Genomic DNA, 20,012 nt, shown 5'->3' on the forward strand with positions numbered 1-20,012 from the left:
GGCAGGTCCGTGTAAAAAGCGGACCTAGCCTGTTTCCTTATTTTATGCATTCTTCATAAGTCTAATGCTGGATAATCCTGTAGTTGATATAAAGTGTGACCTAACTTCAATGTTAAATGTAAAGCACTTGTAATGGAAAATAGTTTTTCAGGCAACCGCAGCCCGTATACACTTCGCTTTCCACGGGCGGCTGGTGAGCCACTTCATGCTGACGCATTTCAGTGTCTCACCTATGCCTTTCCTCCCGTTGGAGTCTACGTGTATACGGGCTGCTAGTATGGAGTTTTTTAAATAAAAAAAAGAATTCTGCTCAAAACAATCAATGCATTTGATTTACTTTCAGCGCACCGAGCATTTTAAAACAAACGGCAAAAATTATTCCGTTAATTATTAGTATTCCATGGATAGTAATTGCAGCAATCTTCTAACCAGCTCTGGGGAATACACGGAGACTTCTGCGGGAGCAGAGGCATCGGTGAGACAACGCAGCGCTTTAGTGCAAGTTGGCTCACCAGCCGCCCGCGAAAAGTGCAGTGTATTTCCCAGAGCGATGGCCGAAGCTACTTATTTTATGATGTAGTATACTGATATTGTGTCGAAAATCAACAGCTGTTTTAAATAACTTATCAGATAATGAAGGAATTGCTTTGCTTTTATCGGTGAACATTTATACAATAACAGTAATACAAATAACGAAGGAGAGTTGATTTCATGGAGCATGAAGATTGTATTTTTTGTAAAATCATTAATGGGGACATTCCATCTGCAAAAGTTTATGAGGATGATCATGTATACGCGTTTCTTGATATTAGCCAAGTAACGAAAGGTCACACACTTGTCATTCCAAAAACACATACAAAAAATATTTTTGAAACACCGCCTGAAGTAGCGAAGGAATTATTTGCAAGGGTACCTGTCATTGCAAATGCAATCCGGAAAACGTACAGCCCACTTGGGATGAACCTACTGAATAATAATGAAGCTGCTGCGGAACAATCTGTTTTTCATCTGCATATTCATATCATTCCAAGATACGGTGAAGGTGATGGTTACTCACCAAACTGGACAGTACATACGGATGACTACAACTCTGAAGATTTGCAGAATATTGCCAAGGAAATAAATGCGGCAATCTAATAAATGTTGGTAATGGCCATCTCACAGAAAATGATGCTTTTTATTTTTTATTAGAATAGAAAGTATAAAATTTTGGCAGCAATTAATTCTTAAACTTAAACAGTCACGTCCAGCTCCAGCGCCCAGGGACTATCAGACTTCCCGTACCTCCGTACGATAAGTCAACATCGGTTCGTCCCTCACCGTGTTTCCTTTATCTCCTGCGGTAGGATTGTTCGACAAGTCGAACCACCCCACAGTACGGGGCGCAGTCTGTACGTCCCTAAACGGGCGCTTGCGCTTTTGTTCGATGTTCTGTTATAATGTTCTTAACATTCCGCAGCTGACAATAAGTGTACAGTTGGGAAAAAATAGCTGAGTAAAGCTTAGTAGAGGAGAGTTTACAAATGAATACAAGAATTTTAGTTATTTTATCACTATTGGTAGGTATTGGTGCTGTACTGCATACAGTTGTACCACCTATGTTATTCGGTGTTAAACCGGATATGCTATTAGCAATGATGTTTCTGGGAATATTGCTTTTCCCAAAAATGAAATACGTACTTATTTTATCCATCGCAACTGGAATCATTTCCGCACTGACCACATCGGCACCAGGTGGACAGATTGCAAATATTATTGATAAACCTATTACAGCAATTCTATTTCTGGCTATGTTTTTATTGGTAAAGGACCGTATCAGTACAACGATTAGTGCACCTGTACTTACTGCAGTCGGTACGATAATAAGTGGTTCCATCTTCCTTTCAGTAGCTTTATTTATCTTAGGATTAATGGAAGGCGGTTTTTTGGCTCTATTCGTAGGAGTTGTTTTACCAGCCGCTGTTGTTAACACGATTATTATGGTTGTCGTGTATCCAGTAGTTCAAGGAATCATGAAGAGATCAAAACCTATTACAGCTGCTTAGTTTAGAATGTTGTTGTCACATATGCAGGTAGGAATTCCTATCTGTCAACAAAGTCCTCTGACGAAATAATGTCAGAGGACTTTTTAGTTTCATATGATGGCATTAAATGCTAACTTTTTTTATAATGTAATATAATAAAACCTTTTCATAAATGATGTTTGATAGCGGTATGAAAAGAGGAAATGATATAATGGAAGCAGGAAAGGAGTGCGTTATTATGTCCAGAGGAAAATCATTGGTATTGGGGCTTCTTGTTGGAAGTACTGTCGGTGCTACAGTTACATTATTAAGCACACCTGAATCCGGAAGTTCTATGCGAGGCCGCGTAAAAGATCAGGGAATGGAACTGAAAAACCTATTAGTATCCTTGAAAGAAGACGGGTTAAAACTAAAAGATCAGCTTAGAAAAACTTCCAAAGAAGGTGCTGTCCTAATTAAAGAACTGACAGAAGAAATAAAAAATTCCGTTGTGGATTGGAAAGAGACTGTGGAGCCTCATCAGGAAAGTATTTACCAATCATTGGAACAAATCGAAACAAGTATTAGAGACCTAGAAAATAAGATGAAAAATCAATAATTTGATGATCAGACAAAGAGCTTTCCCGATTTGGGAAAGCTCTTTGTCTGGAAAGCATTATTTTCATCTATTCTGCGTTATTGACAGTCAATATCCGATTCTGTTCAAGGTTCGACTAATACCACAGCAGTAAGGGGTGAAAGAAAACCGCCACGAATGAAATTCCCTTTATTTCCTTCTGTACTTTTTCTCATTTTCTTCCAATATATTACTAAATTCTTCCATCAACTCTGGAAAGCAATCTTCTTTCTTTAAAGCATTTATGGTTTCATTTGGGTCAAGCTTTTCATTCAACATCCCGGCAAAATGGATCAGAAGAGAAGAAAAATCTAAAAACCCTTCCTCTTTCTGGCATTCATACGTGTCATTAAGACCTTTGATCATCTTCATTAGCTCCATATATTCTTCTTGGGTAATATTATTTTCGATAATCAGTTTAGTCAAGGGGTATTGATTCATATCTATAATTTTTGAAAGTAATTGTATGTGAAAAGATGGTCCATCATTACTATTATTAAATCTCTCCAACAGTATACTCCCCCTCTTTAATAAACTGTTTCAGCACCTTTAAACTCTATTCTACAGCAAAGAAAAAACACATGTAAAAAAATTTACAAATAAATATCTAAAAATCTATTGCTTTTAAATTACAAACGTACTATCATTCATGAAGTGCTCATTACAAAAAGCGATATAATACATTAGAAAGAACCTGAGGTGATTCAAATGAATTGCTGGAAATCTATCAATATTACAAAAGAAATCGGTCAAACCCGTTTAGTACTAATATCTTCCATTATCGGTATATTATCATTCTTATTGCTATATGTACCTATTTCCTTGTTTCATGGTACAACACAAATAAATGATGCAGGCATATTGCCACTATTAATAGGACTTATTATGCTGCCTAGTTTACACTCATTTATGAATATTCTACCATTATTTTTCATGCGCAAACGAATTAAAATCTATTTTACGTCTAAAGTTAAATGGTATCCAACTTTTCATTATTATACAAAGACACATTTGTCAAAAACGGAATCACTGTTGGTTGGTTTCGCACCGACCTTACTTATAACTATTCCAGGATTGGCTGCAAGCTTTATATTTACAGATTTTTATGGATATATTTTAATATTTACATGTATTCATATTGGGATAACGGTTATAGATTTTCTATTTCTACAGCATGTCATTAAAGCTCCCAAAAAAGCATTTATTCAAAATGTACATGACGGATTCGATATTCTGTTAAAAGGAAACTAAGAGCCAGCGCTTATGCGGCTCTTTTTAAGTTCGACTTTTCCAAATCAAATAATGATACAACTTTCTTTTTTTGTTTTAGGACCTGTTCATTCTCCTATCTTTTTGGTAGAGTTATGAATATGGGAGTGAAAGGGGTTAGAGATTATGGTTATTTTTTATATGATTTACGCATTTATTGTTCTTGTTATTTTTAATTTACTAACGAACAACTTTTGTATAAAAATGCAGATGGATAAGAAAAAGCAGGCTAAAAACTTCAGGGTCATTAACATAATTATGGTCACATTGCTCGTAAGTTCCTACTTGCGTGTCATGAATGTGACAGTTTAAAGGGATTTTATAGGTATTTTACACGAGACTATTTTTTTTCAGTTGAAGTATGATATATTTATCATTGTTAAAACTAGAAGTAAGTAAAGATTAGGAGTGTATATGGAATATGAAAAAACTTGCATTGGCTGCTGCATTAACAGCGGGCGTACTTACATTAGCTGCGTGCACCCAAAACGAAGCAGATTCCGAAAATGTTGCTGAAACTGCTGCTGGCAATATCACCAAAGAAGAATTTTATCAAGAGTTAAAGGACCGTAATGGTGAAGCTATCCTTGAAGAAATGATCACGATTAAAGTGCTTGAAGATAACTATGAAGTAACTGAGGAAGACGTTGAATCTGAAATGGAAGCAATGAGAGAAGCATATGGTGACCAATTTGATTTAATTATTGAACAAAATTTTGGTGATGAAGATGCTTTACGCGAAATTATTCGTGTGAGTTTGTTACAAGAAGCAGCGATTGCAGAAGATATTGAAATCACGGAAGAAGATCTTCAGGAAGAATACAACCGTCAAAACACGGAAATAGATGCCCAGCATATTTTAGTGGCAGATGAAGAAACTGCAAATGAAGTTAAACAACAGCTTGATGAAGGTGGCGATTTCGCTGAGTTGGCAGCAGAATATTCTACAGACGGCACTGCACAGGACGGCGGGAATCTTGGATATTTCTCTTCCGGTCAAATGGTACCAGAGTTTGAAGATGCTGCGTATAACATGGAATCAGGAGAAGTCAGCGAGCCTGTACAGTCTCAATTTGGTTTCCACATCATTAAAGTTAACGATGTTCGTGAAAAAGAAGAAAGCATCGGCGAATTTGAAGATGTTAAAGAAGACCTTCGAAGAGAATTAATAACGAAGCGAATGGATGTTACACAAGTCCAGGAAAAATTGGACTCTTTGATTGAAAATGCACAAGTTGATATTAAAGATGATGATTTGAAAAATATTTTTGAAGACGAAACCGAAGAGGCACAAGGGTAATCTCTACTAAAAGTGCGTGTTCAAGCCTCAAATAAAAAGCTGTCAGGAGTATATACTCTCTGACAGCTTTTTTTAATTAGATCTTTGCTGTTTTCTTGCCTCACGCTTCTGCCTGTCCTCCTGAATGCGTTCCAAGTATATCTTACCTTCCCGCTCAATAAATTGCTGGTCCAATTTTCTTTCGGCAAGCATTGCACGATAAGCCATATACCCACTAAGGAAAATCAGGATAATCACTGCGATAACCCATAAAGGAATTTCACCCATTATATATCCTCCTTGTCCAATCCTTTCTATCATATATATGAACAAAAATGAGGAAAATTACTGGAGGTTAATTTTCTTCGAATAATGGTTTATAAAAAGCGCGATTATCCATTGCAAACAATCGCTCCGTAAACTCTCCTGGTTTAACTTTATCAAGTGCCCGATTAAGCATATTCATTTTGGCATCGATTAAGTCTATTAAATGAAGAAGTTCTGCTTCACGCACTAATGGAGGTGTCGGACTTCCCCACTCCGCTTTTCCGTGATGGCTCAGAACCAAATGCTGAAGCATTAATACCTCTTCCCCCTCTATTTGAAGGTCTCTGGCCATTAAACCTATTTCTTCAACCATGATAGGTATATGCCCCAGCAACTTACCCTCTAGCGTATAGGATGTGGTGACTACACCGGAAAGTTCCTTAAGTTTGCCTAAATCATGCAGAATAATTCCTGCATAGAGTAAATCTTTGTTTATTTCCGGATACAATTTATGTAGTTCTCTCCCTAGTTGGAGCATACTAACGATATGATGGGCCAATCCAGATGCATATTCGTGATGGTTTTTAGATGCTGCGGGATAAGTCAGCAGATCTTCCTGATACTTTTTAATAAATGCCCTTACGAGTCGTTGTATGGTAGGATTTTGCATCTCAAAAATAGCTTCTGTCAATTTTTCCGATAAATATGCTTTCTCAACAGGTGCCTTCTCCACAAAGTCGGAAACTTGAACACCATCTGTTGGCTGAGCAGGACGCAATGACATAATTTTCAGTTGCGATTTCCCTCTAAACTGATTTACTTCTCCCGTTACACGAATAATCGTTTCAGGTATAAAAAGCGCTTCATCTTCTTTCGTTGCATCCCATAGCTTTGCTTCGATTTCACCAGTTGCATCACGTAGAATAAGTGTTAGGAATGGCTTTCCATTGCTTGCTACCCCTTTGGTAGATTCCTTGATCAATAGAAAGTCATCAAATGTATCTCCTACTGAACTGTATCCAATTCCTTGTCTCATCTATTCCCCTCCTTGATTTTAAATCTACACTGTCACGAATGTTCGCTTCTAGTTAATAAACCTATCACTTCAGGCATGCAATTCCCCTGTGAGGTCAATTCGATTCATACCTGAAGCTGTATTTACAATTTCCTCTTTGCATGTAAAGAGAATGACCTGCTGTTTGTTTGCTGCCTGATTCAAAATTTCAATTATCCTTTTCGTCCGTGTCGCATCAAAATGAACAAATGCATCATCAATTATAAATGGCAGTCCATGGTCTTCACTCATAATTTCACTAATTGCTAAACGTAATGATACATAGAGCTGATCAATGGTACCCTGTGATAATTCATTAATAGTGTATCTTATATTGTCATAGGATTCTACTTGAAACGGATTGCTGTCAGTTGGTGCATTGACATGAATATACATATTTCCTGTAATTTCTCGAAAGTATTTGGTAGTTACTTCGATGACCTTTGTCATATATTTATCCCGGTAATCTCGTTTCGTCTCACTGAGCATTTCCTTGGCAGTTTTTAAAACGGACCATTCCTTCGCCAATTTTCTTAATTGCTCGTTTTCCATTTCATATTGATGAAGACTATCGGAATAGGATTCAGACGACTCCATTGCAGCTAGCTCTGCTTTAACTGCAGCCAGCTTATTCCTTTCCTTTTCCATTTGTTCCTCAATTGTTCGAATTGATGTGGAAATCTGTTGTCGCAACATTTCCAATTCGTCTTCCGTTGCTGCTTTTTCTGTATAATGTCGTAAACTTTCCTGTGGAACGATTTTAGACAGTTGATTTACCGTTTTTTGTAAAGCAAGTTCCAAATCGCTTTTCTCTTTATACTGTCTTGCCTGATAATAAAACAATTCTTCTGTCTCGACTTCTGCAATTTCAAATAATTGCTTGATTTCGATTTCATATGTCTGCATCTTTTGTTTTAATTCGTGCTGTTTATTTTTTAAGTCTTCCAGTAAATGACAGAAGTGATCGTATTCCCGCAGCTTTTCCTCCTGTTTTTTCACCATTTTTCGCACGAATTCAAGTTTATTTTCATCGTTATTATCAGCCAGATCTATATCTGCATTCTTCAAAAATTGGTCAACCCTATGATGATAAACGGTTATTCTTTCCTCGAGCAGATCTGCTTCCTTAGCAGCCTTATGACGTTCTCTATTAATCTTCAATAGCTGATTTAGATTATGAAAAAGCTCCGGCCAAAAAGAAATTTCCACTTTTTTAAGAAATGGATAATTGTCATACTGCAAATCGATTTGCTTCTCCAACCGCTTTGCTCTTTCATCCAATTGTTTTTTCTTTTCATCCCATTTAATGAATTGAGTTGCACTCAGTTTATCCTGCTGCTGAATGGTAGTCAGTTCACTTCTAGTATTGTTGTGGCGTTCCAATAGATTTTCTGCTTCCATTTTTTCCGCTTCCGTTACACTTATGGGTTTCTGTTTCGAATTTGTTTGGAACATATTATCCATTTCAGTCACAGAATGATTTGTCATAGCCCATTGTCCAATACCGAAGACAAATGCAACGCTCATAATAACGAACAACCATGTCGTATCGGTAACTAGCGCTCCAAAAGCAGCGAGTGCAGCTACTATAAGACTTGTCGTTAGTATGGATAAGGCTCTTTTTTTCTTTGCAGTTTTATTTTCTTCCCATTTTATTATTTGATTTTCTGATTCCTGCTCAAGCTTTTCCATCAGATGGTATTCTTGAAACGTATTGACCCTATTATGCAGTTCATCTATTTGATGATCTTTTAACAGACTATCCTCTAGCTGCTCTATTTGGTTGCGTAAATAGTTCCTTTCCTGCTTCAGCTGCTGTTCCTCTACAGTGAGCTGTTCCTTTTCACTACTCAGCTGTTCCCTGTCACTTCTTATTTGATTCCATGTATTTTCCAAGTAGAAAGGCAGTTCCATATTCTCCAGTTCATCTGGCTGAATGCCAATATTCAAACGCTCTATCTCTTCATTTATCCGGCGTTTGTCATCATGCATCAAACGTTTGATTTTTTTTAGTTCCTGAATTTGCGATTCTACCACTATATGGTCTTTCAGTAATATTTCCGCATCTTTCTGTACTGTCTCTGAATATAGATTCTGTTTAATAGCATTTACTTTTTCAGTGTAGTTTCTCTCATTTTCTTTCAGGACATTCCATTCACTATGGAGCGGAAGTAAGGTTTCTTTCCATCTTTGTAATCGCTCTGTACCGTTTTCAGGAAATAGGATGGTTGGCGGGTAATCAGACAGCCTTTCTTTCAATTGATGATATTCCTGGATTAGTGGAAGAGCATGGAGCTGCTTTTCGATGGAAAATGCTTTTGCATTCTCATCCTTTAATTGTTGCTGCAGCTCCTCTAATGTCCGTTCCGATTGCTCCATCAATTCCTTTTTGTCACGGTAAGATTGTTCTACTTCCCGAAAACGTTGCAAGGAACTCGAGATACTTTTTAATGTTTCTATCTGCTGATTGATTACAGGTTTTTTTCCAGCCGGTTTGAATAAATCACCAATTTTCGCCTCTAGTCGTCTTTCGATAGAATAGATGCTGTTAGATCCCGTGAGACCAATTCCAAGTAAAACTTCTCCTAAATCTTCATCTCTCATGTTCCGAATCTCCGTTAAATCCGTGGCCGAAAATGAGAAAATCGATTGATATGTTTTTGCCGTCATTCCGTTCAGTTTTTCTTCGAGCCATGCTTCATCATGTACTTCTCCATCGGTCGTCATACAAATTGCGGCACCATTTTTCACTTCATCAAATCGTTCAATGATAAATTCTCCTGCCTCAGGATGATCGACACTCATTCTTCCACCCATTTTCCCACTTGTTTTTGGGCGATAAAAGTCCCGCTGTCTGGGCGGAAGACCGAATAGCATAAATAGGATAAATCGTTGGATAGTGGATTTACCAGATTCGTTCTCCCCATAGATACAAGTGGCGGAGTTTTTCGAAAAATCGATCGTATAGTCAACCAACTTTCCAAATCCGTATATTGTTGCCCTCAGGATTTTCATGCCGTAATCACCCTTTCAGCAGCTCATTGAACAAGAGCTGTTTTGCTTCTTCTTTTATTTCTGTTTCTTCGTATTCGGACAATACATCCAAATATTTTCTCGCCTGCTTATGATGATACAAATCACTAACGTACGGTTGGATTGATTTCTCATCAAAGTGGCGTGAAAGTTCTCCAAAGAAATGTTTACCTTTAAATAATTCATCATCATACTGCTGATTCACCTTGGTCGAAACTCTAAAAATATATTTCCAGTTACGATGATTCATTGTGGTTTCATTAACAAGATCAATGACCTCATCAACAAGCTTGTCACTTTCCCATTCTTTCAAACTGGTGTGCTTACTTTCCAAGGTGATATCCATTAGTTGTGGGGATTCGCTTTCTATGAAGGCGTTCAGAATATGCTTTTCTACATGATGAATTTCCTCACATTCTGATATATCAATCGTCAGGGAATGAAATTGGATTGCCTGAAGGGGAATGAAGGAAAGTTCTGCATCCTGTTCATGTAATACTACATGATAACAGCCTTTTTCACCTGTTTCCTTTCTGTTCCGTCCTTGAATATTACCTGGATAGACAATAGGAGGGGTTGTTTTCAGGATTTCTCGTTGATGAATATGTCCGAGTGCCCAATAATCGAAATTTTCTTTAAGCAGATCATTCATTTGAAAAGGAGCATATACATCATGTTCGGTGTTGCTTAAAATACTGCCGTGAAGCATGGCAATATGGAATGGGATCGTTTCATCAGAGACTTTATACTCCTCTGCTTTTCTGTCGAGTACTGCACGGTTTTCGTAGCTAAATCCATAAATCTGGGCGAGCTGCTGATCGTCTTTTTCAAATGTAAAATGGCTCACCTGTTCTTCGGTAAAAACAAATACATTTCCAGGATATGTCACAGGATAACGATTTCCTTTTATGTAATCGTGGTTTCCATAGGATAAATAAACATTTATCCGATACTGCTCTAATCTTTCAAATGCCCTACGCAAGCGTATCTGAGCTTTCAGGCTTTGCTTTTCATTGTCAAATAAATCTCCAGCTAGCAGTATAAAATCAACTTCCTTTTCAATAGCTGCCTCCACTAACCTGTCCAATGCAATAAATGTACTTTCTCTTATTTGCCGAAAAATCGATTCCGGGGTGCTGCTCAACCCTTTAAAAGGGCTGTCTAAATGCAAATCAGCGGCATGAATAAACGATAGTTGCTTTGCCATATGTTCCCCTCCTTTTTTTATTACTTCCATTCTATCAAATCCGATAACAGAATGCACGTTCTATTCGTGAGATAGCTAAATTAAACCTAATCGTTTCCATATCCTTTATAAAAAGCACTGTTGGACAAGTATCCCTACTGTCCAACAGTGCTTTCCAACTGTTATTTTCCGTCAACAACTTCTTTTAATATTTCATAGGAACGTATCTGCTTTCGAGGATCATAAATATAAGATACAGCCATGATTTCATCGACGTTATACTTATCCTGGAAATCCGTCAACTGTTTCCGTATCGACGCTTTACCTCCCTGCAACGTAACACTAGACATCGATAGAGCAACTTCTTTCTCCCGTGGGCTCCAAATCTGATCCATGTCTTCAACTGGAGGGCTCAATAAAGATTGAGATCCGCGGACAACATTTAAGAAAAATTGCTGCATCGTCGTTGATTCAACTCTGGCCTCTGCATCACTTTCAGCGGCGATTACATTCAGACAAATCATCACATAGGGCGCATCCAAATATGCAGATGGCTGGAACCGTTCACGATAAATGGATATTGCCTCCTCCATATATCTTGGAGCAAAATGGGAAGCAAATACATAGGGCAGACCTAACTTGGCAGCTAAAATGGCAGAATCTGGCGAAGAACCAAGGATATATAGTGGAATATTCGTACCAACTCCAGGATAAGCTTTCACATGACCTTGAACTTCTTCAGATCCAAAATAAGTGAGTAAGGATTTTACATCTTCTGGAAATGATTGAACTGTATCACTTTGGGACCTTCTCAGTGCACTTGCGGTCAGCATATCTGTACCAGGTGCTCTTCCAAGACCAAGGTCCAACCGATCTGGATACATTGTTGCCATTGTCCCAAATTGCTCTGCAACAACCAGAGGTGTATGGTTAGGCAGCATGATTCCACCTGAGCCGACGCGTATCTTTTCTGTATGTTCCAACGTATGTTTAATTAAAATGGAGGTAGCAGAACTAACCAGTGTCGGTGTATTGTGATGCTCCGCAATCCAATACCGTGCATAGCCCAATTGATCTGTTGCTCGTGCCAGATCAACCATTGATTCAATGGCATCCTTAGGTTCCTGACCTTCCCGGATAGGTGCCAGGTTTAAAACAGATACAGGGATTTGTATAGTTGACATGTAACATTTCTCCTTTTAGCGTCCGTTAATAAGCAGCAAATGCTGAATAATCAGCGTGATCCAATGCACACGTTAACTGTTTCATAAAGTTGCATCCATCACGTCATTTTTTTTGATTTGCTGCTTTTCGGTTTAGCAGTATTTCCTAACAACGTTATTTTTGCTTTATTCCTTTTTTCTTTATCACTTAAAACAAATAATGTATCTCCTTTTTCGATCACAGTTGTTCCTGTTGGTGTCATTAATTTTTTGCTTCTCGTTATTCCAATAATGAGTGTATCATCCGGCAGCGTAATATCGATTAAAGACTTTCCGACAGCAGGAGAGCTTTTCGGTATCGTAACCTTCATAATTTCCGAATCCGTATCCCCCAAGTTAATTAATTCCATGCTTGTATGTCCATCATCTGGTTCTCCGGTCAATTTAAGTTTTTCAGCTAACCAGGATAAACTACTTCCTTGAACTAAAGCAGAGATGAGGACAACGAAGAATACGGTGTTAAAAATAAGGTTGCTGTTCTCCAACCCTGCCAGAATTGGATAGGTTGCCAGAACAATTGGCACCGCACCTTTTAAGCCAGCCCAAGAAATGAACAACTTTTGATTCAGGTTGTACCCCATAAAAAGCATACTGATAAAAACCGCAACCGGACGAGCGACGAACATTAAAAGGATAGCTATTAACATCCCTTCCCAGAATACCTCAATCAACTCTTCAGGAAATACGAGCAGTCCGAGCAGTGTAAACATAACAATCTGCATCATCCAGGCAAAACCTTCGTTAAATCTAAGAATTGAAAATCGGTGAGTCAAATCGCTGTTACCCACGAATACGGCCATGACATATACGGCCAGCAATCCACTCCCGCCTATATAGTCGGTCACGGCATAAGTAAAAACGGATGCACCCATTGCTAGTACCGGGTATAATCCGGAGATGTCCAACTTAATGTTATTGATTACCACGACAGTGATTTTACCTAGAATCAACCCTAAGATTAGGCCCAGTCCCATCTGGAGAAAAAAGCCCCAGACTGCAGACCAGATGGATAATTCCGGCGTTTTGATCATTTCAATCAATGTCACTGTTAGAAATACAGCCATTGGATCATTGGAACCGGACTCAGCTTCCAATGTGGAAGTTAGTCGTTTATTGAAATTTTTATTACCAAGCACAGAAAAGACAGCTGCTGCATCGGTCGATCCAATAATTGCACCCAACAGGAGCCCTTCCAATAATGAAAAATCAAGTATGTACATTGCTGCAATACCCACCACAAATGATGTAATTAAAACTCCTATTGTGGCAAGGGAACCAGCTGGCACAAGGATAGGTCGGATATTTGCCCACTTCGTTTGTGTTCCACCATCAAATAAAATTATAATTAATGCCAGCGTACCGATAAATTGTGTTAGTTGTGCATCCTCAAAGTAAATATAATTGTTAAGTAACATACCAGCAATGAGGAAAAGAATTAGTGCTGGTAGACCTAAGCGCGATGAGAACTTCGTAGCCAGCACACCTATAATTAACATGATAGAGAGTAATAACAATAGTCCTCCACTAGTTTCCATGACAACATTCCTTTCGTAAATGAGAACTCAGGATAAAGAGAACCTTCCTGACGTGGACGTTTCCGTACCAGTTAATAATAACTGTCATAACTATTATTGTACGCGAAATATGTCCATTTCCTCAAATAATACTGCTTTATTCCTTTGTACTATTCAGGAATTTTATAAAAGACAACGTTCATTTCCAACGATTCGATTATTTATATTATCTATCTAACATGAAATTTCACTATGCAAAAGTTTAGTTATTACGAACGGAAATTTTTCCGAATAAAAAGCAAGCGCCGACCGAATCTGGAGTTGGCTGTTTAGTTTAGGAACTAATTGCTGCCAAACGTTCTCTTTTTTACTAAATAAATTGATTTTTGTTCACTTGCATCAATATTTCTACTATAATGAAGATATATCCATTTAAGCGGTTACATATCAAGAAGGGAGAATCGTTATGAAATCCTATGCTTTAACTGTATTTGATAGCTCAGGTGAAAAACTGCTTGATGAATCTTTTTCTGCAACAAATGATGAAGAGGCAAAAGAGATTGGAAAAACGCAGCTTGAGGAGAAAGGTTATTCAGAATACACCCACCGTTGCGTAAGTCCAGAAGCAAAACTCGTCCTTTTTCACAGATAAGGTTCGTCACTTCCTGAATTTTTAAGGACAACTGGAAATAGGAAAGTAGCTATTTAAAATCGTAAAGCCCGTAGATGGTTTCATCTGCGGGCTTCATCTATCCTATATTAGTTTGTTTCTTCCGGGTTACCGTAAAGTTCTTCCAATGGCTTCGTAATAATACGACTAATATCATTAATGACAAGATTCAAACGTTGTTCCTCTTCCATCAGTTTAGCAATATCCTGATGTTCCTGGACGGCTTCCACAATGGTACGAGCTTTTTCAACTTCTTCTTCCGTAATTTCAAGTCCCTGCATCTGCTTTTCCTGTAACTCCATTTGAGTGTCACGGAAATTTTCAAACATTTGCTTGGCAGTTGGATCATTCATAACCGTTTCATATGCAGTTTTTAAATTTTTAAATTCTTCGCTTTCACGAATGGCTTTTTCCAGCTCATATGCGCTATCATAAATATTAGGCATGTATTTTTCCTCCTTGGTATCAATTCTAAAGTTACTATAACAGAGGTTTCAAATCATGTATACCCATAGCAAAAACACAAAATTGCTAGAAAATAACTTTTTAGTTTCAATAGAACTGCTATAATTGGAAAACAGACTGTCATGAAGGAGTTTTCACCATGCTAGATACGCTGAAAAAGATATTTTCAACTTTTTTAATTTTTGATGAAAATCTGCCTGAGCTACCGGATAACTATGAATGGTTTCTCACAGGTAACGACGAAATTGTCGGCATCAGCAAACAGGAGTTGAGTGGCAAAGACAAAGATATATTATCTGCATTTATGACTCCATATAGCTTTCATATTCCAAAACCAACAAAACAGGAACATCTATGGAAAGAAAGAATCAACTCGACTTCGATTATGGAAGAGCCTGACGAAAGGTTTCGTTTTGTCTATTTCCTTTTCAATAAAAATCAGATTGAACCGATGATTTTTAAAGCAACCATTCAGGAATTTTTTTCGGGACCGATATCTATATTGTGGGAGAGTCAGCATGAAGGAATAATTATTGAGCAGCAGGAAGCTTATATGGAGGAAAGTATATCCTATGATCAAATCAGTGATACATTAATGAGTGATTTGTACGTAAAAATTAAATTTCTCGTCGGACCTTTTTTAAGCCAATACACCGGTTTACGTAATTATTATTCATTTCTTTTGGAATCTGCCGCATCTGTTTTTACAGTTACAGACAAAACAGTCGTAACCTATGTGGAAGTCATTCCTTATAATCTGGTGGAGCATACCGCACCTGACAAAAGAAGAGAAATTAGCAACTTTATACTGGCGGATTTTAAAGATGATGAAGATTTCCTCCATACCATAAGGACATTTATCGACTGTAACCTGAATATTTCCGTAACAGCAAAAAAATTATACATGCATCGAAATAGTCTCCAATACCGAATTGATAAATTCCATGAGAAAACCGGAATTGATCTCAAACAATTTGAACAGGCTGTAACCGTTTATCTTGCCCTTCTAGCACATATGCACAAAGACTAACTAGAACTTTGTGCATCATGGCTATTTCCTGCATGTAGCCCATTCTGTATAATAAAATTATAAAACGTTTACAATTTGGAGGGGTAGTAATGGCAGAATTGCGACTGGAACATATTCAGAAAACCTATGATAAAAATGTTATTGCAGTAAATGACTTCAATTTACATATTAAGGATAAAGAATTTATTGTATTTGTAGGTCCTTCTGGTTGTGGTAAATCAACAACGTTACGAATGATTGCAGGTCTTGAGGAAATTACAGCTGGTGAATTCTACATTGATGATAAGAAAATGAATGACGTGGCACCAAAAGACCGTGATATTGCAATGGTTTTCCAGAACTATGCATTGTATCCACATATGAATGTATATGACAATATGGCATTTGGTTTAAAGCTTCGCAAATTTAAAAAAGATGAAATCGAGCAACGTGTTCAAAATGCGGCAAAAATTTTAGGCTTGGAAGCATATTTGGACCGTAAGCCAAAAGCTCTATCCGGCGGGCAAAGGCAGCGAGTTGCACTTGGACGAGCGATCGTTCGAGACGCAAAAGTTTTTCTTATGGACGAGCCTTTATCTAACCTGGATGCAAAATTACGTGTACAAATGCGTGCCGAGATTCAAAAACTTCACCGTCGTCTGCAAACAACTACTGTCTATGTAACACATGATCAAACGGAAGCCATGACGATGGCAACACGTCTCGTAGTTATGAAAGATGGAATTATCCAACAGGTAGGAGCGCCAAAAGACGTATATGATCATCCGGAAAATGTATTTGTTGGCGGTTTTATCGGTTCACCTTCCATGAACTTCTTCACGGGTACCTTATCAGATGGCTATTTTGTTCTGGATGATCAGGTGAAGTTAAAAGTTCCGGAAGCAAAGTTAAACATTCTTCGAGCGCAACATTATTCAGGAAAAGAAGTCATTTTAGGCATTCGACCTGAAGATATTCATGATGAGCTTGTATTTCTCGAGTCGTCTCCTGAATCCAGAACGACCGCGTCAATTGAAGTTGCCGAACTGATGGGCGCTGAATCCGTTCTTTATTCAAAACTAAGTTCACAGGATTTTGTTGCAAGAATTGATTCCCGTACAGATGTTCAGGGCGGCGACAGTATAGACCTTGCATTTGACATGAACAAAGTACACTTTTTTGATAAAGAAACAGAACTTCGAATCAGGTAATCGGTAAAGAGAAGCGGAAATTCCGCTTCTCTTTTATTTTCGGGGGATTAAATATGTAAGGGAGGAAAGCCCCTAAAGACTTCCCTCCATCCATATTATTTAGAAGCCGCCATTCATTTGTTGTTGAGCAGTTTGTACAAGACGTTTTGTAATCTCTCCACCTACAGAACCATTCGCACGTGAAGTTGTATCTGCACCAAGATTAACACCAAATTCCTGAGCAATTTCATATTTCATTTGATCAAGAGCTTGTTGTACTCCAGGAACTAGTAATTGGTTTGAATTGTTGTTAGCCATGATTATCACCTCCTGTAACTCTATTGTCTGCACTTCATAAAATCTTATAACTAGTTCTTGCTGGTAAATTGTAGTATAACTTCCAACTCAATGAACATTAAAGAAACCAACATCGCTGCAATCTCAGCCTTGTTGGTTTCTTATACGAAAAAAAGAGCACACCGTTGTGCGCTCTTTCCAACATTATTTCGGATATGTCATTTCTTCTGGCTTTACATATTCATCAAATTCTTTTTCTGTCAATAAACCAAGTTCTACAGCAGTTTCTTTTAATGTCGAATTATCATTGAATGCTTTTTTAGCGATTTTAGCCGCATTTTCATATCCAATATGAGGATTCAATGCCGTTACAAGCATGAGGGAATCATTTAAATTCTTTTCGATTTGTTCATGATTAGGTTCTATGCCTACTGCACAACGTTCGTCAAACGAAATGATGCTATCTGCCAGCAATTGACTGGATTGCAGGAAGTTATAAGCGATAACCGGTTTGAATACATTTAGTTCAAAATTACCCTGACTTGCAGCAAACCCGATGGCAGCATCATTCCCCATAACCTGGGCTGCTACCATCGTGACCGCCTCACTTTGGGTTGGATTAACCTTTCCTGGCATAATGGAGCTTCCAGGTTCATTTGCAGGAATCGTTATTTCACCAATTCCACAACGTGGTCCACTCGCTAACCAACGTACATCATTTGCGATTTTCATCATATCCGCTGCCAATGCTTTAAGTGCCCCATGAGCATAAACCGTTTCATCATGACTTGTTAAGGAATGAAATTTATTAGGAGCAGAGATAAATTTTTTACCTGTGTATTCACTTATCGCTTTACAGACACGTTCAGAGAACTCCGGATGGGCATTCAAGCCAGTTCCGACGGCAGTACCTCCAATCGCCAATTCCCTTAGATGATTGGTGCTTTCGCTGATCATCATTTCTGATTTTTCCAGCATGCGATGCCATCCACTAATTTCTTGCCCAAGTGTCAATGGTGTTGCATCCTGTAAATGTGTTCGTCCTATTTTAACAATATCTGAGAAAGCATCTTGTTTTTCTTTCAGTGTCGTTTTAAGTTGTTTCACAGCAGGGATTACAGTATCTTCCAATTTTATTACAGATGCTACATGCATGGCAGTAGGATATGTATCATTGGAGCTTTGAGATTTATTTACATCATCATTTGGATGAAGTCTTAATTCACTTCCTCTTTCTTCCAGCCACTTGTTTCCAACAAAAGCCAGTACTTCGTTCACGTTCATATTTGACTGTGTACCACTACCGGTTTGCCATACGACAAGTGGAAAATGTTCCGTCAATTTATCTTCCAGCACCTGTTCAGCGGCATAATAAATGGCCTCTGCTTTTTCACTTTCCAAAAGACCGAAATCACTATTGGCCTTGGCAGCACTTCGCTTTAATATTGCAAACGCTTTTATAATTTCATTCGGCATTTTTTCATTACCAATTGGGAAGTTCTGTTTACTTCTTTCCGTTTGTGCCCCCCAATATTTGTCAGCTTGTACATTAATTTCCCCGATTGTATCTCTCTCAACACGATAATCCATCTTGATTTCCTCCCTTGTTATGTATAGATGATTGCTTATACATTTCTATTGTATCAAATTTTTCAAATAAAATAATAGTTATAATACTTATCTTTCATAATTTAGATGTCTATAATGAAAAAGTGGTAAAAAATCGTAATGACACAAATTTGTACTACCCGTTTGGCCAAAAATAGTTCCCTTTTCGATATAATACTATAAGAGGATTTATTTATATTCGGAAAGCCAATCATTACAGAATAAATCATACCCTATAAGTCTTTCTTAGCAGACAGAAAACCTCTGCACAGTACAATAAGGCTGTCACAGGAATACTTTGTGACAACCAAATTTTCTAAAGAGCTATAGAATTTTGAGATACGTTAAAAGGAGGATTTCTATATGCCGAATATATGGACACATATTTTATTCTGTGAAGATGTTATCGATACCGTAAAGCAACCATATCCATTTTCACAATACGAACCATACATGAAACTAGGTGCTCAGGGTCCTGATCCTTTTTTCTATTATAATTTTTGGCCATGGATTAAGGATGAACCTGTACATGAAGTTGGAATGGCACTGCATACAAGAAGATGTGGTGAATTCCTGATGGACCTTATCATTAGTGCAAAAGATCAATGCAGCGAAGTTAAAGCTTTTGTTACTGGCTTTATAACGCATCACATATTGGACCGCAATACACATCCTTATATTCATTATCGCGCAGGTTACGAAGGTAGCAACCACCAAAAACTGGAGATTTTCATTGATACATTGATGATGGAAAAATTTCACAAGTTGAAAACATGGAAATCACCTGTATATAAAGAAATTAATGTAGGGAGATCACTAAATTCAGAAGTCCATTTATTGCTTAATCAAAAGATTAACAAATTTTATCCGGAATTAAAACAAAAAAATCCGGAGTATATACAAAAAGCATACAAAGATATGATGCTTGCGCTGAAAATTCTCTCGGATCCGCATGGTTGGAAAAATGTATTGTTAAGATCAATGATTTCTTCCTATTCGCATCGACCCATAAAAGATGATGCTGATTATTTGAACCTGAGTCAGACAACCTGGTATCATCCGGCAACGAATGAGCCTTCCAATAAAAGTTTTATTGAATTGTACAGTAACGCAAGAGGAGAAAGTATTGATATCATCATCGAATTAAAGAATTATTGGGAAAGCAGCAATGCGTATTCCACAGAAAGATTGTCAGATCTTATTGCAAATATCTCATATGATACTGGAAAACCGTTGCATCTTGACCTAAAAAACAAATACTGCGACCCAATTGTATAAAAAAACAGAGTGGTACCAGTCCACTCTGTT

General features: G+C 37.7%; 20 protein-coding genes. 10 read left to right on the plus strand and 10 right to left on the minus strand.

Features of this window, described 5'->3' with window-relative positions; all coding sequences use genetic code 11:
• The first annotated feature begins 711 nt into the window (after nucleotides 1-711).
• From MN204_RS06040 to MN204_RS06050, 3 genes are all read left to right on the plus strand, one after another.
• Nucleotides 712-1,137 carry an HIT family protein gene (locus MN204_RS06040; RefSeq protein ID WP_249870172.1) on the plus strand — a complete coding sequence of 142 codons (426 nt, stop codon included), beginning with the start codon at nucleotides 712-714 and terminating at the stop codon, nucleotides 1,135-1,137.
• Nucleotides 1,138-1,523: 386 nt separating this feature from the next.
• Entirely contained in the window at nucleotides 1,524-2,045 is a 522-nt protein-coding gene (locus tag MN204_RS06045; RefSeq protein WP_249870173.1) for a tryptophan transporter, read from the plus strand.
• Between the two features lie 217 nt (nucleotides 2,046-2,262).
• Nucleotides 2,263-2,622 carry a YtxH domain-containing protein gene (locus MN204_RS06050; RefSeq protein ID WP_249870174.1) on the plus strand — a complete coding sequence of 120 codons (360 nt, stop codon included), beginning with the start codon at nucleotides 2,263-2,265 and terminating at the stop codon, nucleotides 2,620-2,622.
• A 168-nt stretch (nucleotides 2,623-2,790) separates the two neighbouring features.
• On the opposite strand, the gene MN204_RS06055 is transcribed toward MN204_RS06050, so the two are convergent.
• Complete coding sequence (locus tag MN204_RS06055; protein WP_249870175.1) at nucleotides 2,791-3,150, minus strand: DUF1878 family protein; 360 nt, start codon at nucleotides 3,148-3,150, stop codon at nucleotides 2,791-2,793.
• Nucleotides 3,151-3,348: 198 nt separating this feature from the next.
• On the opposite strand from MN204_RS06055, the gene MN204_RS06060 reads away from it, so the two are divergent.
• The 3 genes from MN204_RS06060 (at nucleotide 3,349) to MN204_RS06070 (ending at nucleotide 5,209) form a co-directional block, all read left to right on the plus strand.
• The gene (locus MN204_RS06060; protein ID WP_249870176.1) at nucleotides 3,349-3,891 is read left to right on the plus strand and encodes a DUF3267 domain-containing protein; all 543 of its coding nucleotides are present in this window, start codon (nucleotides 3,349-3,351) and stop codon (nucleotides 3,889-3,891) included.
• A 144-nt stretch (nucleotides 3,892-4,035) separates the two neighbouring features.
• Nucleotides 4,036-4,221, plus strand: a complete 186-nt coding sequence (locus MN204_RS06065) for a hypothetical protein (protein ID WP_249870177.1) — start codon at nucleotides 4,036-4,038, stop codon at nucleotides 4,219-4,221.
• Between the two features lie 109 nt (nucleotides 4,222-4,330).
• Nucleotides 4,331-5,209, plus strand: a complete 879-nt coding sequence (locus MN204_RS06070) for a peptidylprolyl isomerase (protein ID WP_249870178.1) — start codon at nucleotides 4,331-4,333, stop codon at nucleotides 5,207-5,209.
• 72 nt (nucleotides 5,210-5,281) lie between these two features.
• Here MN204_RS06070 and MN204_RS06075 read toward each other — a convergent pair whose 3' ends face one another.
• From MN204_RS06075 to MN204_RS06100, 6 genes are all read right to left on the minus strand, one after another.
• On the minus strand, nucleotides 5,282-5,476 hold the full coding sequence (locus MN204_RS06075; protein WP_249870179.1) for a sporulation YhaL family protein: 195 nt from the start codon (nucleotides 5,474-5,476) through the stop codon (nucleotides 5,282-5,284).
• Between the two features lie 67 nt (nucleotides 5,477-5,543).
• Nucleotides 5,544-6,491 (minus strand): 3'-5' exoribonuclease YhaM, encoded by a 948-nt coding sequence (gene yhaM, locus MN204_RS06080; protein WP_249870180.1) that lies wholly within the window; start codon nucleotides 6,489-6,491, stop codon nucleotides 5,544-5,546.
• A gap of 69 nt (nucleotides 6,492-6,560) precedes the next feature.
• Nucleotides 6,561-9,524 carry an ATP-binding protein gene (locus MN204_RS06085; protein WP_249870181.1) on the minus strand — a complete coding sequence of 988 codons (2,964 nt, stop codon included), beginning with the start codon at nucleotides 9,522-9,524 and terminating at the stop codon, nucleotides 6,561-6,563.
• Between the two features lie 7 nt (nucleotides 9,525-9,531).
• Complete coding sequence (locus tag MN204_RS06090) at nucleotides 9,532-10,749, minus strand: metallophosphoesterase family protein (protein ID WP_249870182.1); 1,218 nt, start codon at nucleotides 10,747-10,749, stop codon at nucleotides 9,532-9,534.
• A 161-nt stretch (nucleotides 10,750-10,910) separates the two neighbouring features.
• Nucleotides 10,911-11,912: an LLM class flavin-dependent oxidoreductase gene (locus MN204_RS06095; RefSeq protein ID WP_249870183.1), complete on the minus strand. Its 1,002-nt coding sequence runs from the start codon at nucleotides 11,910-11,912 to the stop codon at nucleotides 10,911-10,913.
• 98 nt (nucleotides 11,913-12,010) lie between these two features.
• Nucleotides 12,011-13,486, minus strand: a complete 1,476-nt coding sequence (locus MN204_RS06100) for a potassium/proton antiporter (protein ID WP_249870184.1) — start codon at nucleotides 13,484-13,486, stop codon at nucleotides 12,011-12,013.
• 445 nt (nucleotides 13,487-13,931) lie between these two features.
• Between MN204_RS06100 and MN204_RS06105 the strand changes: the two genes are divergently transcribed.
• Nucleotides 13,932-14,117, plus strand: a complete 186-nt coding sequence (locus MN204_RS06105) for a YhzD family protein (RefSeq protein WP_249870185.1) — start codon at nucleotides 13,932-13,934, stop codon at nucleotides 14,115-14,117.
• Nucleotides 14,118-14,224: 107 nt separating this feature from the next.
• Here the strand turns inward: MN204_RS06105 and MN204_RS06110 are convergent, their stop codons facing one another.
• Nucleotides 14,225-14,581 carry a YlbF/YmcA family competence regulator gene (locus tag MN204_RS06110; protein ID WP_249870186.1) on the minus strand — a complete coding sequence of 119 codons (357 nt, stop codon included), beginning with the start codon at nucleotides 14,579-14,581 and terminating at the stop codon, nucleotides 14,225-14,227.
• 158 nt (nucleotides 14,582-14,739) lie between these two features.
• On the opposite strand from MN204_RS06110, the gene MN204_RS06115 reads away from it, so the two are divergent.
• Together MN204_RS06115 and MN204_RS06120 are read left to right on the plus strand one after the other, a co-directional pair.
• A complete protein-coding gene (locus MN204_RS06115) occupies nucleotides 14,740-15,630 on the plus strand; it encodes a PucR family transcriptional regulator (RefSeq protein ID WP_249870187.1) in 891 nt (296 codons plus the stop codon).
• Between the two features lie 89 nt (nucleotides 15,631-15,719).
• Entirely contained in the window at nucleotides 15,720-16,820 is a 1,101-nt protein-coding gene (locus tag MN204_RS06120; protein WP_249870188.1) for an ABC transporter ATP-binding protein, read from the plus strand.
• A 99-nt stretch (nucleotides 16,821-16,919) separates the two neighbouring features.
• Here MN204_RS06120 and MN204_RS06125 read toward each other — a convergent pair whose 3' ends face one another.
• Nucleotides 16,920-17,117: an alpha/beta-type small acid-soluble spore protein gene (locus tag MN204_RS06125; RefSeq protein ID WP_249870189.1), complete on the minus strand. Its 198-nt coding sequence runs from the start codon at nucleotides 17,115-17,117 to the stop codon at nucleotides 16,920-16,922.
• 183 nt (nucleotides 17,118-17,300) lie between these two features.
• Nucleotides 17,301-18,686, minus strand: coding sequence for a class II fumarate hydratase (gene fumC / locus MN204_RS06130; protein WP_249870190.1), 1,386 nt, complete (start codon nucleotides 18,684-18,686; stop codon nucleotides 17,301-17,303).
• A gap of 381 nt (nucleotides 18,687-19,067) precedes the next feature.
• Between fumC and MN204_RS06135 the strand changes: the two genes are divergently transcribed.
• Entirely contained in the window at nucleotides 19,068-19,982 is a 915-nt protein-coding gene (locus MN204_RS06135; protein ID WP_249870191.1) for a zinc dependent phospholipase C family protein, read from the plus strand.
• Nucleotides 19,983-20,012 lie beyond the last annotated feature (30 nt).

This window comes from Oceanobacillus saliphilus (assembly GCF_023522835.1).
In the GTDB taxonomy this organism is placed as follows: Bacteria; Bacillota; Bacilli; order Bacillales; family Amphibacillaceae; genus Oceanobacillus; species Oceanobacillus saliphilus.

Bases quoted from the DNA above. Each gene is read 5' to 3' on its own strand.
- yhaM (WP_249870180.1), bottom strand. From the start codon at position 6,491: ATGAGACAAGGAATTGGATACAGTTCAGTAGGAGATACATTTGATGAC.
- MN204_RS06100 (WP_249870184.1), bottom strand. From the start codon at position 13,486: ATGGAAACTAGTGGAGGACTATTGTTATTACTCTCTATCATGTTAATT.
- MN204_RS06125 (WP_249870189.1), bottom strand. From the start codon at position 17,117: ATGGCTAACAACAATTCAAACCAATTACTAGTTCCTGGAGTACAACAA.
- MN204_RS06090 (WP_249870182.1), bottom strand. From the start codon at position 10,749: ATGGCAAAGCAACTATCGTTTATTCATGCCGCTGATTTGCATTTAGAC.
- MN204_RS06040 (WP_249870172.1), top strand. From the start codon at position 712: ATGGAGCATGAAGATTGTATTTTTTGTAAAATCATTAATGGGGACATT.
- MN204_RS06085 (WP_249870181.1), bottom strand. From the start codon at position 9,524: ATGAAAATCCTGAGGGCAACAATATACGGATTTGGAAAGTTGGTTGAC.
- MN204_RS06060 (WP_249870176.1), top strand. From the start codon at position 3,349: ATGAATTGCTGGAAATCTATCAATATTACAAAAGAAATCGGTCAAACC.
- MN204_RS06135 (WP_249870191.1), top strand. From the start codon at position 19,068: ATGCCGAATATATGGACACATATTTTATTCTGTGAAGATGTTATCGAT.
- MN204_RS06045 (WP_249870173.1), top strand. From the start codon at position 1,524: ATGAATACAAGAATTTTAGTTATTTTATCACTATTGGTAGGTATTGGT.
- fumC (WP_249870190.1), bottom strand. From the start codon at position 18,686: ATGGATTATCGTGTTGAGAGAGATACAATCGGGGAAATTAATGTACAA.
- MN204_RS06120 (WP_249870188.1), top strand. From the start codon at position 15,720: ATGGCAGAATTGCGACTGGAACATATTCAGAAAACCTATGATAAAAAT.
- MN204_RS06110 (WP_249870186.1), bottom strand. From the start codon at position 14,581: ATGCCTAATATTTATGATAGCGCATATGAGCTGGAAAAAGCCATTCGT.
- MN204_RS06095 (WP_249870183.1), bottom strand. From the start codon at position 11,912: ATGTCAACTATACAAATCCCTGTATCTGTTTTAAACCTGGCACCTATC.
- MN204_RS06075 (WP_249870179.1), bottom strand. From the start codon at position 5,476: ATGGGTGAAATTCCTTTATGGGTTATCGCAGTGATTATCCTGATTTTC.
- MN204_RS06115 (WP_249870187.1), top strand. From the start codon at position 14,740: ATGCTAGATACGCTGAAAAAGATATTTTCAACTTTTTTAATTTTTGAT.
- MN204_RS06065 (WP_249870177.1), top strand. From the start codon at position 4,036: ATGGTTATTTTTTATATGATTTACGCATTTATTGTTCTTGTTATTTTT.
- MN204_RS06050 (WP_249870174.1), top strand. From the start codon at position 2,263: ATGTCCAGAGGAAAATCATTGGTATTGGGGCTTCTTGTTGGAAGTACT.
- MN204_RS06070 (WP_249870178.1), top strand. From the start codon at position 4,331: ATGAAAAAACTTGCATTGGCTGCTGCATTAACAGCGGGCGTACTTACA.
- MN204_RS06105 (WP_249870185.1), top strand. From the start codon at position 13,932: ATGAAATCCTATGCTTTAACTGTATTTGATAGCTCAGGTGAAAAACTG.